12 protein-coding genes, 2 tRNA genes and 1 pseudogene are annotated in these 13,861 nt (G+C 35.8%); 8 read left to right on the forward strand and 7 right to left on the reverse strand.

The features are described from left to right. The first annotated feature begins 11 nt into the window (after positions 1 to 11). The 3 genes from H5J24_RS26325 to H5J24_RS26335 all read left to right on the forward strand — a co-directional run bounded on the left by H5J24_RS26325 (position 12) and on the right by H5J24_RS26335 (position 846). The gene (locus H5J24_RS26325) at positions 12 to 251 is read left to right on the forward strand and encodes a hypothetical protein (RefSeq protein ID WP_262920572.1); all 240 of its coding nucleotides are present in this window, start codon (positions 12 to 14) and stop codon (positions 249 to 251) included. Between the two features lie 75 nt (positions 252 to 326). Beyond that, positions 327 to 491 (forward strand): transposase, encoded by a 165-nt coding sequence (locus tag H5J24_RS26330; protein WP_262495829.1) that lies wholly within the window; start codon positions 327 to 329, stop codon positions 489 to 491. A gap of 115 nt (positions 492 to 606) precedes the next feature. Beyond that, complete coding sequence (locus H5J24_RS26335) at positions 607 to 846, forward strand: transposase (protein ID WP_228407550.1); 240 nt, start codon at positions 607 to 609, stop codon at positions 844 to 846. Positions 847 to 941: 95 nt separating this feature from the next. Here the strand turns inward: H5J24_RS26335 and H5J24_RS24375 are convergent. From H5J24_RS24375 to H5J24_RS24390, 4 genes and pseudogenes are all read right to left on the reverse strand, one after another. Next, positions 942 to 1,015 (reverse strand) — tRNA-Asn (locus tag H5J24_RS24375). 784 nt (positions 1,016 to 1,799) lie between these two features. After that, positions 1,800 to 1,873: transfer RNA gene (locus H5J24_RS24380), tRNA-Asn, on the reverse strand. Positions 1,874 to 1,954: 81 nt separating this feature from the next. Then, positions 1,955 to 3,436, reverse strand: a complete 1,482-nt coding sequence (rseP, locus tag H5J24_RS24385; protein WP_068938997.1) for an RIP metalloprotease RseP — start codon at positions 3,434 to 3,436, stop codon at positions 1,955 to 1,957. Positions 3,437 to 3,543: 107 nt separating this feature from the next. Then, a pseudogene (locus H5J24_RS24390) lies at positions 3,544 to 3,983 on the reverse strand (DUF6646 family protein). Between the two features lie 187 nt (positions 3,984 to 4,170). Between H5J24_RS24390 and H5J24_RS24395 the strand changes: the two are divergent. Then, entirely contained in the window at positions 4,171 to 4,923 is a 753-nt protein-coding gene (locus H5J24_RS24395) for a nitrilase-related carbon-nitrogen hydrolase (protein ID WP_068939001.1), read from the forward strand. A gap of 44 nt (positions 4,924 to 4,967) precedes the next feature. Here the strand turns inward: H5J24_RS24395 and H5J24_RS24400 are convergent, their stop codons facing one another. Genes H5J24_RS24400 through H5J24_RS24410 form a run of 3 tightly spaced genes read right to left on the reverse strand, consistent with a single transcriptional unit; the run spans position 4,968 to position 7,071 of the window. Continuing rightward, on the reverse strand, positions 4,968 to 5,267 hold the full coding sequence (locus H5J24_RS24400) for a thioredoxin family protein (RefSeq protein WP_047097250.1): 300 nt from the start codon (positions 5,265 to 5,267) through the stop codon (positions 4,968 to 4,970). 18 nt (positions 5,268 to 5,285) lie between these two features. Then, a complete protein-coding gene (locus H5J24_RS24405) occupies positions 5,286 to 5,657 on the reverse strand; it encodes a rhodanese-like domain-containing protein (protein WP_068939003.1) in 372 nt (123 codons plus the stop codon). Between the two features lie 4 nt (positions 5,658 to 5,661). After that, complete coding sequence (locus H5J24_RS24410; protein ID WP_068939005.1) at positions 5,662 to 7,071, reverse strand: MBL fold metallo-hydrolase; 1,410 nt, start codon at positions 7,069 to 7,071, stop codon at positions 5,662 to 5,664. Positions 7,072 to 7,413: 342 nt separating this feature from the next. Between H5J24_RS24410 and H5J24_RS24415 the strand changes: the two genes are divergently transcribed. From H5J24_RS24415 to H5J24_RS24430, 4 genes are all read left to right on the forward strand, one after another. Beyond that, on the forward strand, positions 7,414 to 8,940 hold the full coding sequence (locus H5J24_RS24415; RefSeq protein ID WP_068939007.1) for a helicase HerA-like domain-containing protein: 1,527 nt from the start codon (positions 7,414 to 7,416) through the stop codon (positions 8,938 to 8,940). A gap of 140 nt (positions 8,941 to 9,080) precedes the next feature. After that, a complete protein-coding gene (locus tag H5J24_RS24420) occupies positions 9,081 to 10,304 on the forward strand; it encodes a 3'-5' exonuclease (protein WP_068939009.1) in 1,224 nt (407 codons plus the stop codon). 260 nt (positions 10,305 to 10,564) lie between these two features. Beyond that, the gene (lysA, locus tag H5J24_RS24425) at positions 10,565 to 11,767 is read left to right on the forward strand and encodes a diaminopimelate decarboxylase (protein ID WP_185124638.1); all 1,203 of its coding nucleotides are present in this window, start codon (positions 10,565 to 10,567) and stop codon (positions 11,765 to 11,767) included. A 326-nt stretch (positions 11,768 to 12,093) separates the two neighbouring features. Further along, positions 12,094 to 13,815, forward strand: coding sequence for a thiamine pyrophosphate-dependent enzyme (locus tag H5J24_RS24430; protein ID WP_283250804.1), 1,722 nt, complete (start codon positions 12,094 to 12,096; stop codon positions 13,813 to 13,815). The last annotated feature ends 46 nt before the right edge of the window (positions 13,816 to 13,861 follow it).

Below are 13,861 nucleotides of genomic sequence, written 5' to 3' on the forward strand. Positions count from 1 at the left end.
TTATTGACTTAATGGGAAAAAGTTCCAGAGACAATACAAAAACAGTCTTAGCCAGTTTGATTCCTGGCAGCAGAAGCCACACGCTGAATGTTGGCTTATTTTCCCTGAAAATATCTCAGAGCAGTTATCAATTGATGAAGTCTCTTTATCAGATGGAGAGCTTTACACTGTTCTTACTTCAAAAAGAGCAAAAGGTAGAAAAGGTTGTATTGCAGACATTATTAAAACCACCAAGAGCGATACATTTATAGAGCATCTTTCAAAAATAGACAGAAGACTTCGTCTGAAGGTAAAAGAAATTACTCTTGATATGGCAGGCAGGATCAATGAAACTTATTGTAAAAAAGAGCTTTCCTAACGCTTTGCAGGTAATAGATCGTTTTCATGTGCAAAAATTAGCTGTAGAGGCTATTCAGGAATTTAGGATCAAACACCGTTGGGAAGCTATTGAAATGGAAAATAATGCTATTAGAGATCTTTCAGAAGGATAACAGGATATACAGAGTTTTGAGAATGGAGACAGTCTGAAACAACTTTTAGCAAGAAGTAGATATTTACTTTACAACAGTAGGGAGAAATGGACTCTGGCTGATAATATCTGCAGCGATGACTAAATTTTCACATTGGTTTAGAAAGGTTGAAGAAGCCGATTTTAAATCATTCTCTATCTTAAGAAAAACAATAATGAATCATTATAGAGAAGAGATCTTAGCCTTTTTTGAGAAAAGAAGCACTAATGCTTCTGCTGAATCTTTTAATGCTAAAATCAAAAACTTCAAAATGCAGTTTAGAGGTGTAAAGGATAGAACATTTTTTCTCTTTAGATTAACGAAATTTTTTGCGTAGTCCACAACTTTTGACATTGATCCGTTACCATCCCCAATTTAATTTATAGAATATAAGGAAATAAAAAAAGACCTACATTTCTGTAAGTCTTTTTGCTCCTCCTGCTGGGCTCGAACCAGCGACCCTCTGATTAACAGTCAGATGCTCTAACCAACTGAGCTAAGGAGGAATGTCCTTTGTTTTAAGTGGTGCAAATATAATATGAATATCCGTACCATGCAAGTTTTTATAGCTTAATATTTAATGAAAATCTCTATTGTTTTATTTTTCAATAAATTAAATTTCAATAAAATTGTTTTGGATTTAAAGTAGGATGATAAGAACTGTACTTAAAAGAATTTTTCTTGAAGCAATATATGTTTACACTATGGCCAGAAACTTATTAATGAATACTTGTACTGAAAGGGCAAAGATTTTTTTATGTCTGAATTTATAATAATTCTTAGCATCAGTAAATCTTACCTCTACTACTATTTGAAACTCGATCTGATAAGGAAAGTCAATTAACCGTATTTAGAGCTGTAAAAGATTTTTATCTTTTTTATTTCAACAGCTCTCTATCCAGCTCTCTGAAATTGGTTCATAATGGGCTTAATTTGATATGTTTTTCTATAAATAGGGACTTCGCATTTAAAATCATTTTTTAAGCTCATTTATCGATGTATAAAAGCTTTATGTGGAAAAACTGTTAAAAATAAACTTACAGGTTGATGATTACTTGTTCTTTTCAGCCACCTTGCCCCTGCTCGAAATTTCAGAGTATTTCAGAAAAACAAAAATCGATGATTTCAGATTGCCTTTTCTGATTTTTTCTTTAATAATACTGTATTAGGGCTCCAATTTTTGGCTCTGATCTAAGTTTTTTTAATTTCCGATAAGGTTATGCAAAAACTTTATGATCCTGGTTGTTGATAGAAATAAAAAAAGACCTACATTTCTGTAAGTCTTTTTTGCTCCTCCTGCTGGGCTCGAACCAGCGACCCTCTGATTAACAGTCAGATGCTCTAACCAACTGAGCTAAGGAGGAATGTCCTTTGTTTTAAGTGGTGCAAATATAGGACGAATATTTATACCCTGCAAATATTTTTCAGAAAAATTTTCAAAAAAATTATAAAGTTCCTGTAATGGCTTTAATGATATCACTTCCAAAGATAAGAGCCATTAATCCTAAAAGGAAGATAACTCCCACCATCTGAGCGTTTTCCAATACTTTTTGTGGAACTGGTTTTCCTACGATCATCTCATAGAGGGTAAATATAACATGCCCACCATCAAGTCCAGGAATAGGAATAAGATTCAGGAATGCCAACCATACGGAGAACATTGCTGTAAAGCCCCAGAATGCTGTCCAATCAATAGAAACTCCACCTTGTGCATCTTTGCTTACCGGCATATTCTTTACAATAGCAAGTGGACCGCCTACTTTCTTATATCCTTGGATTTTTTTGTTGAAGATTAACTTAAACTGTTTGATCTGATATGTTAAACTCTCAATTGTAAGGGTAAATCCTCTTTTTATAGAACCAAAGAAACTGTATTCATTGTGAACCATAAATTTCTCAGCTTCCTTGAAAGAAAGAATTCCAATAGTTCCTTCTTTAGATACCGGAATTTTAAGATCCTGAATCTGATTGTTTCTTGATACTTGGAAATCTACTACTTTACCTGCATTTGGAACTACCAAAGGCTTTACTTCATCATAATAAGAAACGGGTTTTCCATTGATGGCAACAATCTTATCACCAAGTTTTAACCCTGCATCCATTGTAGATTGAGTAACAATAGTATCAATAATAGGAGACATTCTTGGAGTAAGGAATGATCTTGGTTCCGGATCGTGAAATGCCATTACTTTTCCATCATCACTGGTTGGGAAAGTAACTTCTTTTCCGTTTCTTGAAACAGTTATTTCATCACTTAATAAGACATCTAGCGCTAGTTTTTTGAAATCTTTCTGCACTTTTCCGTCAACTTTCAATATTTTATCACCATCCTGGAAGCCCATTTTCTTGGCTGCAGCAGTATAATGAAGTGGTGTATTGATTTTATCAGCGTCAAAAATTGTTTCTCCGTTTTTCCCAACTAAAGCTGAGAATATAATCCAAGCTAAGAAAAAGTTTACGGTAACTCCGCCCAGCATGATGATCAATCTCTGCCAAGCTGGTTTAGATCTGAATTCCCAAGATTCAGCTGGTTTTTTCATTTGAGCGGTATCCATACTTTCGTCTACCATTCCGGCTATTTTTACATAACCTCCGAAAGGAAGCCATCCGATACCATACTTAGTTTGTTCCGGATATTTTCTCCAATCATCATCAGAAAGTTTTGATATATCGATAGGAACTTCTTCCTTTTTTCCGTTTACCTCTATCACTTCAGTGTCAGGTAGATTCTGTGAGAAGAATTTATATTTCCACTTTCCGTTCACTTTCTTCATAGAGAATATGGAGAAGTAAGGGTCAAAAAACAGGAAGAATTTCTCTGCTCTGGTCTTGAACCATTTTGCTGGTAAGAAGTGCCCAAGCTCATGAAGAACTACAAGTATAGAAATACTCAGAATGAACTGGAAGAGTTTGATTGCTATTTCCATTAATAGATTTTAGATTTTAATTTGCAAAGGTAACAATTATCAAAACTATGCCAAATAAAAAAGCCCCTCAAAACGAGAAGCTTTGTCATATTTCAGGACTTATTTGATTATAAATTGAATGAAACTCCAAGACTTCCGTTATTACCTACCTCTGCAAACACTCCAATTCTTTCTGTAAAGAAGTAACGTGCACCGATATGAGCACCAATTCCAAAGTCTTTTCCAACAACCCCTACATCAACTCCCGGATAAATATCCAACTTTGGCGGAAGGCTTAATGCTTCCTGTAGGTGGAAATTCAGTCTTCCGAAAACAAATACCCGATTATCCTTGTCGTTGTTTTTGTAATTACTGAAATACCCGTTAAGACCGGCTCCAACAGATATGAGTTTATTCAATCCATAATCGTAGGTTCCTGCTATTCCGGTTCCATATCCCCAGGCACTCAGACCCAGTTGAATTTTTTGATCTCCCTTTCCAGTCCACGCTTGAGCATTAGCCGTGATTCCAAAAAGAAAATCATCACCATAAAAACCAATTTCTTCATAAATTTCACAATTTTTAATGATATTAATAAAAATAACCTGTATCAAAAATGAAACCGAAAGGTATTGAATGATACAAAAATAGAAGACTTTAATAAATATTAAGAATTATAGATCTCTTTTCCTTATTAGACTTAAAAGGCGTATTTTTATACTTCAGATATTAAAATAATTAATAAATAGATAAAGATGAAGATTGTAGGGCTGAATTTGAATATCATCTGGAAAAATAAAACTGAAAATTTTAGCATAATAAAGAATGAGCTTGAAACTCTTGAAGCAGATTTATTCCTTCTTCCTGAAATGTTTTCAACAGGTTTTTGTATGGATGCATCGGAAGTTTCCGACAGAAATGAAGAATCTCTGGAGTTTTTGAAAAAGATCTCAAAAGAAAAAAATGCAGCATTCTGTGGAAGTGCTCCTGTAGAAGAAAATGGTCATTTTTACAATAGAATGTATTTTGTACAACCCAATGGAGAGGTTACATTTTATGATAAAAGACATCTGTTTTCCTTTTCAGGAGAGGATAAAGTATATTCTCCTGGTAAAAACAGAGTCATTGTAGAATATAAAGGAATACGATTTTTACTTCAAGTCTGCTATGATCTTCGTTTTCCTGTGTTTGCAAGGAATAATGATGATTATGATGCTGTTTTATATGTAGCGAACTGGCCGGAGAAAAGAGTAGGAGCCTGGGAGCATCTTTTAAAAGCAAGAGCTATTGAAAACCTCTCTTTTGTATTTGGGTTAAACCGAATTGGAACAGATGGGAATAATTTGTTTTATCAGGAAAGTTCTCACTGTTTTTTTGCTGATGGAAGAGAAATTTCTGATAAAAATGGCAATATTGTATCTGCAGAATTGGATATGAATGAATTGAACGATTTCAGGACTCACTTCCAATTTTTAAACGACAGAGATCATTTCTCAATGGATTTATAATAAAGAATAAGGCTGAATTTCATCGAACTCAGCCTTATTTAATCTTAAATATATTGTTGTAGAAGTTGCGTCAATGTATTTACATCATGTACACCGCTTTCTTTCCATAGAAGTTCTCCATTTTTGAAAACGGCTAAAGTAGGAACGCCTCTTACCCCGTATTGTGCTGCGAGAGCAGGGTATTGGTCTACATCTACCTTGATGATTCTGGCTCCTTCACCTATATTTTCTTTTACCGTATTTAACACCGAAGACTGAACTTTACAAGGTTGACACCAAGTGGCAAAAAAGTCAATAAGTACCGGTCTTTCGGAATTGATGATTTCCTGAAATTTTTGTGACATAGTTTGAGTTTTATGAGTTTATTTTTTATCAGCTTCGTCCTGGATGCCTTTTACGTTTTTCCAGCTCGTTCCATCATAGGCCTCCACTCCGTTTTTCTTTAAAATTTCCATAGCCTGATCTGCCTGTACTCCTTTATTACAGAAAACAACTACTTTTTTGCCTTTCAGCGATTCAAGATTGTTCTGAATGTCTGCCAATGGAATATTGATAGCATTCTTAGCTGTTCCTGCAGCATATTGCTCGGGAATTCTTACGTCTACCAATGTTACATCTGAGCTGGTCACCACTTCCTTAATGTTAGTCTTAGAAACATCAATAGAATGAGTTGTTTTACAGCTGCTTAATGCTAAAATAGAAGCTAGAGCAATTCCAAAAATCGTAACTTTCATATTGTTAAGATGTTTTGGATTGGCATACAAAGTCTGATGTAGGAAGTTTTTCTGTTTTTTTAATGCCATTAAAACCTCCTTCTATTTCAGTGAAATTTCTGATTCCGTGTGAGTTAAGGATGCTTGCGGCAATCATGCTTCTGTATCCACCGGCGCAGTGTAGGAAGAAATGTTCAGAGTCGTCAAGATTACGGGCCCAGTCACTGATAGAGTCCAAAGGCTTGTTGTAAGCATTATCAATATGTTCCGCAGAATATTCCGTCAGTTTTCTCACATCAATTACTTTGGCATCAGTTGTAAACTGCTCTGCAAATTCTGCCGGAGTAATCCTCTTTACTTCATCAATTTCTTTCCCTGCATTTTTCCAGGCTTCAAAACCTCCTTTCAGATAGCCAACTACATTATCAAAACCTACACGGCTTAATCTGATGATGACTTCTTCTTCAGTTCCTTCATCGGTTATCAATAATAAAGGATGCTTAACATCTACAATTAAAGTTCCTACCCAAGGAGCAAAATCACCTTTTAATCCAATATTGACGGAGTTTGGAACAAAACCTTTATGGAAATCTGCAGCTCCTCTTGTATCAAGAATCAAAGCTCCGGTTTCTTCAGCCATTGCTTCGAAATCTTCAGGGGAAATAGGGTTTAGCCCTTTGTCCATTACTGTATCCAGGCTTTCATAGCCACCTTTGTTCATGGCTACGTTCATTCCGAAATATTTTGGGGGTGCTGTCAACCCATCAAGTACCTCTCTAATGAAAGAAGCTTTATCAGGTTGATTAAGTGCATAATTTGTTCTTTTTTGATTGCCTAAAATATCTACAGTTTCCTTTTGCATGTTTTTTCCACATGCAGAACCAGCTCCGTGAGCAGGATACACTGTGATGCTGTCATCCAAAGGCATAATTTTGTTCTGAAGACTGTCATACAAAATCCCTGCAAGATCTTCCTGAGTAAGGTTTGTTGCTTTTTGTGCAAGATCTGGTCTTCCTACATCTCCTAAAAATAGAGTATCTCCTGTGAAGATGGCTGTTTCCTTGCCATTTTCATCAATTAGAAGATAGGTTGTACTCTCCATTGTGTGTCCTGGAGTGTGGAGTACCTTTATTTTTACTTTTCCAATTTCGAAAACCTGGTGGTCTTCTGCGATAATTGCTTCAAATTCAGGTGCTGCCGTTGGACCGTATACAATCGGAGCTCCGGTTTTTTTACTTAAATCTAAATGTCCTGAAACAAAATCAGCGTGGAAATGAGTTTCAAAAATATATTTTAAAGTGACATTGTCTTTTTCCAGACGATCCAGGTAAGGTTTTACCTCTCTTAAAGGATCAATAATGACAGCTTCGTTTTCTGATACAATATAATAGGCACCCTGAGCCAGACAGCCCGTATATATTTGTTCAATTTTCATTGGGTATTTTTTTAATAGTTAAAGATACAAAGTATTAGATAAATTCTAAATCAAATGTTAAATTCGATTGATAGTTTCTTTCAATACTTGTGTTAAACAAATGTTTAATGTGTTGTGTTTTTTCAGCAAAAAGGATGCCTTACATAGGGTTAATCAACAAATACTGTTTTTTATCATGTTTGTTCATCAGCACAGTTTTTTTATTTCAGATACCATGGTTTGAATTTTGCTTAAACAGACGGCAAAACCGTTACTTCAAACTATGAATGAAAGTTAGCGGGAAAATATCACAAAATATTTTACAAAAACAATTATATTTATAAGTTAAAAATAGCAATCAAAATGGCAGACAAAGCACAATTTATTGAAGAATTAAATGCTAGATACACTCCAAAGGGAGAACATATTATATTAGGAAAAGGAATGCTGGACGGAGAAGTAGTTCCTGAAGTGAATGTAACCATTCCTTTAAAAACAATCAACCGTCATGGTCTTATTGCCGGAGCAACCGGAACAGGAAAGACAAAAACACTACAGGTTTTTGCAGAACAGCTTTCTCATCAGGGGATTCCGTCTCTTGTGTTGGATATCAAAGGTGACTTTTCCGGAATTGCGGAAGCAGGACAGATGAATGGCATTATTGAGGAAAGATATGCGAAAACTCAGCTTCCATATACTCCACAGGGGTTTCCCGTAGAATTGATGAGTATTTCAGGAGGAAAAGGAATAAAGCTGAGAGCTACTGTAACAGAATTCGGACCTGTTTTATTAAGCAAAATTCTTGAGCTTAATGATACCCAGCAAAGTATCATGTCTATTGTCTTTAAATATTGTGATGATAAAGGGCTTCCTTTGATTGACCTTAAAGATTTAAAGAAAGTTCTTCAGTATGTGACAGATAATGCACAAGGAAAGGCTGAGCTTGCAGCCAACTATGGATCCATAGCACCAGCTTCTTTAGGCGCAATTCTTAGATCTATTGTGGCATTGGAGCAGCAGGGAGCAGGAGATTTCTTTGGAGAGTTAAGCTTTGATGTTCAGGATTTATTGGAAACCAGAGACGGAAAAGGAGTGGTTAATATTTTAAGAGTATCAGACATTCAGAATAAACCACAGCTGTTTTCTACCTTCATGCTTTCTCTTTTTGCAGAGATCTATATGACTTTCCCGGAAGAAGGGGATAGTGGAAAACCAAAATTGGTACTGTTTATAGATGAAGCTCACTTGCTGTTTGATGAAGCCTCAAAAACACTTCTTTCCCAGATTGAAACGATGGTGAAACTTATTCGTTCAAAAGGCGTGGGAATTTATTTTATTACCCAGATTCCCGGGGATGTTCCGGAAAGTGTTTTGTCTCAATTAGGGCTAAAAATACAGCATGCCCTGAGAGGTTTTACAGCAAAAGATAAAAAGGAAATTTCCAAGGCTGTAGAAAACTATCCAACAACAGAATTCTATAATGCTTCCAATCTGATCCAGAATTTAGGAATTGGTGAGGCATTTGTAACCGCTTTGGATGAGAAAGGTATTCCCACTCCGTTAGTGCATACTTATCTTATTTCTCCGGAATCCAGAATGGATGTTTTGAGTGAGGCAGAGATTACAGAATTAACGTCCAGTTCAGCCATGGTGGCCAAATATGAGCAAGCAATAGATAGAGAATCTGCCTATGAAATGCTGACTAACAGAATGGAACAGGCTGCTCAGAATCCATTACCTAATCAAAGAACAAAGCCAGTAAAAGAAGAACCGGGAATGTTTGAACAGGTTTTGCAAAGCCAGGCAGGAAGAACCTTTACCAATACGCTGATGCGTGAAGGGGCAAAAGCCATTCTGGGGATGTTTGGTCTTGGAGGAAGAAGACGATAATTTGAATGTAATAAGTATAAACTGCTCTATTTTGATATATTTTTTGTTATTTTAGCAGGTTATCTTTACTGACGGAAAAGTAATATCGGATTAAAGAACTAAAATTTTTTAATAATAAACACAGCAGTTAACAGAAATCAATGTATTCAATTATAGACATAGAAAGTAATGGTGCAGGTTATAGAAATGAATGCATTATAGATATCGCCATTTACAGATATGACGGGCAGAAAATTACAGATCAGTTTATATCCCTTGTCAATCCGGAAGGAGATATTACACCTTTTGTTCAGAAGTTGACCAGTATTACCCCGAAAATGGTAAAAACGGCTCCGAAATTCCATGAAATAGCCAAAAGAGTTATCGAAATTACCCAAAATACAACTTTGGTAGGCCATAATATTGATTTCGATTACAGAATGCTTCGTCAATCCTTTAAAAGGCTGGGGTATGATTTTAAAATCAATACTTTAGATACAATTCCTTTAGCTAAAAAACTAATTCCTGACGAAGTAAGCTATTCATTAGGAAAGCTCGTGAAATCATTGGGAATTCCATTGACAAATCACCATAGAGCGGATGGAGATGCCAGAGCCACTCTTGAGCTGTTTAAACTCTTAATATCTAAAGATACTGAAAACGAGATTATCCAAAAACAGCACGAAGAAACCAATGCCAAAACTTATATCAATAAGATTAAACAATTGACACAGGATCTTCCCAATGAAAAAGGATTTGTTTATTTTCAGGATGAAGCGGGAAGAATTATTTTTTCTGATTACGTTCAGGATATTAATAAGTTTTCGAAAAAAGTATTTAATTCCAAATCAAAAAAATGGGAAGAAGCTCAAAAAAATGCTGAGCAGGTTAATTTTGAACTTACCGGAACTGATATTATTGCTAAACTGATGCTGAGTTCAAAAAATAGTAAGAAAAAAGAGATCCTTCCTTTCGGACTCTATTTCAGAAATAACAAATACATTGTTGAAAAGAATACACTCAATAAAACGGAAAAGCCAATCCTGAAGTTCAGATCATTTACCCAGGGAACAAAAGCTGTTCAGTTTATTGGATCTCAGGAAGAATATAATGATGTAGCTGTATTGAAACAGAAAATAGAGTTTAGAAAAAGAAATGAACTTTGGCTGGGAACTGGAAGAAAATTAGGAGAAAAATTATTCTTGATCATTGAAAATGGAAAGGTACTATCTTTTGGTTTTTATGAATTATTTACGCAGATACAGACGTTAAGTAAACTTGCGAAATTAAAAATTGACCTTCAGTTATCATCAACAGATTTGAACAATGAACTGCAGCTGGCACTTCTGCGTGGTGATTTTGAAACCCTTCCGCTACCTAAATAATAGAGAAATTGATACCTTAAAATTTGATTAAGAAGCAGATGCTTTTCAAATCAATTTTCTCAGAATAAAAAATAAATAGTATTTTTGCAAAAAATAAATAGAAGCAATGCAAATTCTTAAACAAATAAAAACTGGAAAAAAGGGAGCTATTAAGTTCTCTAAGGTTTGGAATATTTAAAAGACTTGTCTTGCATAAAAAATAATCAATGTGGCAGGCTCTTTTGTAAAGAATCTGCCTTTTTTTATGTTAAAATGAAATTATGAATTCAAAAGAATTATTAAAGATTGCCAATGAGTTTGGCACCCCGGTGTATGTGTATGATGCTGAATCCATCAAAATCCAATACGAAAAACTTACATCTTCTTTTTTAAAACATACAAAGTTTTTCTACGCGGCAAAAGCGTTGACAAACATTAATATTCTAAAGTATGTCAAGAACCTGGGGGCCTCTCTGGATTGTGTGTCTATTAATGAAGTTAAACTTGGACTAAAAGCAGGATTTCCAAAAGAGAAAATATTGTTTACTCCAAATTGTGTTGACTTAGCTGAAATAGAAGAAGCAATGACTTTTGGAGTTCATATTAATATTGATAACATTTCTATTCTTGAGCAGTTCGGAAATAAATACGGAAACTCTTACCCGATTTTTGTAAGAATCAATCCACATATCTTTGCCGGAGGAAACTATAAAATTTCAACAGGCCACATCGACAGTAAGTTCGGGATCTCCATTCACCAGCTTCGCCATATTGAAAGAGTGATGAAGAGTACTAACCTTAATGTTGAAGGTCTTCACATGCACACAGGAAGTGAGATTAAAGATCCTGAGGTTTTCCTTCAGGCGCTGGATATCATGCTTGAACTTTCTGAACATTTCCCTAACCTGAAATACCTGGATATGGGAAGTGGCTTCAAAATTCCTTATCAGGACAGCGAAGAAGAAACAGACGTAAGAACATTAGGTAAAAAAGTAGAAAAAGTAATAGGAGAATTCTCAAAAAATACCGGAAGAAAGTTCGAATTATGGTTTGAACCAGGAAAATTCTTAGTAGGGAAAAGTGGATATCTTTTAGTAAAAGCTAATGTAATCAAACAGACTACGGCTACAGTTTTCGTAGGGGTAAACTCAGGATTTAACCACCTGATCCGTCCAATGTTTTACGATTCTTACCATGCGATTGAAAACCTATCCAATCCAAAAGGAGCGGAAAGGATTTATACAGTGGTGGGAAATATCTGTGAAACGGATACTTTCGCCTGGGATAGAAAATTAAATGAAGTAAGAGAAGGGGATATTCTTGCTTTCCACAATGCAGGAGCTTATGGTTTTGAAATGAGTTCAAACTTCAACTCAAGATTAAAGCCTGCTGAAGTTCTATTCCTTGACGGGAAAGCACATCTAATCCGCAAAAGAGACGAATTTGAAGACTTGTTACGAAACCAGATCGAAGTGGTAATGTAATAAGTTAATAGAAAATAATAGTTGAACGGCTGTCCAAAAAAGGATAGCCGTTTTTTTATATCCTTTACAATATCTGAGCTGTTTTGGCGATTGAAACGCTTTAGCAAACTTAAAAAGAACCATGCCTCAATGCAAAGCCTTAGCTAAAATTGCTTTAAAATAAAATGATCATACAAAGTGTTTTGTGAAAGATTTACAATTTTTTTAATATTAAAAGCTCTCGAAAACTCCAATTAATTGGCTAAATTTGATAGAGATAGGATTCTTTTATCCTAATAAATATAAGAAAGAACAACTACCAAATCTATTAATTATGGCTAAAAAATATAGCAGAGCAAATTGTTGAAATGCTCGAAAATGCTAATGTGAAAAGAATTTATGCAGTAACGGGAGATAGTCTCAATCACCTAAATATTGCGGTGAAGAAAAGCAGTATTCAGTGGATCCATGTGAGACATGAAGAAGTTGGAGCCTATGCTGCTGCTGCTGAAGCCGAACTGGACGGTCTTGCAGTATGCGCAGGAAGCTGTGGGCCAGGGCATGTTCACCTGATTAATGGGGTGTACGAAGCGCACAGATCCCATGTTCCAATGTTGGTGATTGCTTCTACAATTCCTAGTGATGAAATGGGAATGGATTACTTCCAGGAAACCAATACAATAAAGCTATTCGACGATTGCAGCTATTATAATCAAATGATTACACGTCCTGAACAGGTACAAAGAACCGTCCAAACAGCTATCCAACATGCAATTTCTAAAAAAGGAGTAGCAGTAATTGGCCTCCCGGGCGATGTCTCAGAACTGGATGCACAAGAAACGACAACTTCGACTCAGATCTTTAAAACTAATCCTGTCATAAGGCCATCGGATGATGAATTGAAAAATCTGGCAACACTGATCAATGAAAGCAAAAAAATAACACTTTATTGTGGGATAGGAGCCTCTGAAGCCAGTACTGAAGTTATACAACTGTCCAATCTATTAAAAGCGCCTGTAGGATATTCATTCCGGGGGAAAATGGCAATTCAGCCTAATAATCCAAATGAAATCGGACTTACAGGTTTGTTAGGTTTTCCTTCTGCCTACCATGCGATGCATGAAGCCGATCTTGTGATCCTTCTCGGTACTGATTTCCCTTATCAGAAATTTATGCCGGTGAAAAATAAAATCGTTCAGATTGATGAAAGTCCGGAAAGATTAGGAAGAAGAGCAAAACTTGAATTGGGACTTACAGGAGATATTAAGCAAACGATATTAGCCTTACTTCCCATGCTAAACGAGAAAACTGATGTTGATTTTCTCAATGAACAGCTGGCTTTTTATGATAAAGTAAAAGAAAACCAGTTAGAATATGTCAACGATTCAGGGAAAGAAGATGCTATTCAGCCGGAATATGTAGCCCATACCTTAGACAGGCTGGCTAAAAAAGATGCCATTTTCACTGTAGATACAGGGATGTGTTGTGTTTGGGGGGCAAGATTTATTACGGGAACTGGAGAACGAAAAATGCTGGGGTCATTTAATCATGGATCTATGGCCAATGCTATGCCGATGGCAATCGGAGCGTCTCTTTCTCATCCCGATAAACAAGTCATTGCCATGTGTGGTGATGGAGGTTTATCCATGCTCTTAGGAGATATGGCAACCATTTTTCAATATAAACTTCCTGTAAAACTCATTGTTTTTAATAACAGAACTTTAGGAATGGTAAAATTGGAAATGGAAGTAGGCGGAATGCCGGATAATGAAACCGATATGATTAATCCGGATTTTGCATTAGTAGCCCAGGCTATGGGATACCCTGGAAAGAATGTTCACAAACCTGAGGAGGTAGAAAATGCCATTAAAGAATGTCTGGATTATAACGGCCCTTATCTCCTTAATATCTTTACCAATCCCAATGCTTTGGCTCTTCCCCCAAAGATTGAACTGGATCAGGTTCTCGGAATGACCAAATCTATGGCTCAGCTGATGCTGGGAGGAAAAATGGATGAAGTGCTTGAAACGGTTAAAAGTAACTATAAACACATCAAAGGGTTGTTATAGCAGCTAGTAGGGTCTCTATAAACTTACTGAAAAATATTTTTGGAGA

This window comes from Chryseobacterium capnotolerans (assembly GCF_021278965.1).
Lineage (GTDB): Bacteria > Bacteroidota > Bacteroidia > Flavobacteriales > Weeksellaceae > Chryseobacterium > Chryseobacterium capnotolerans.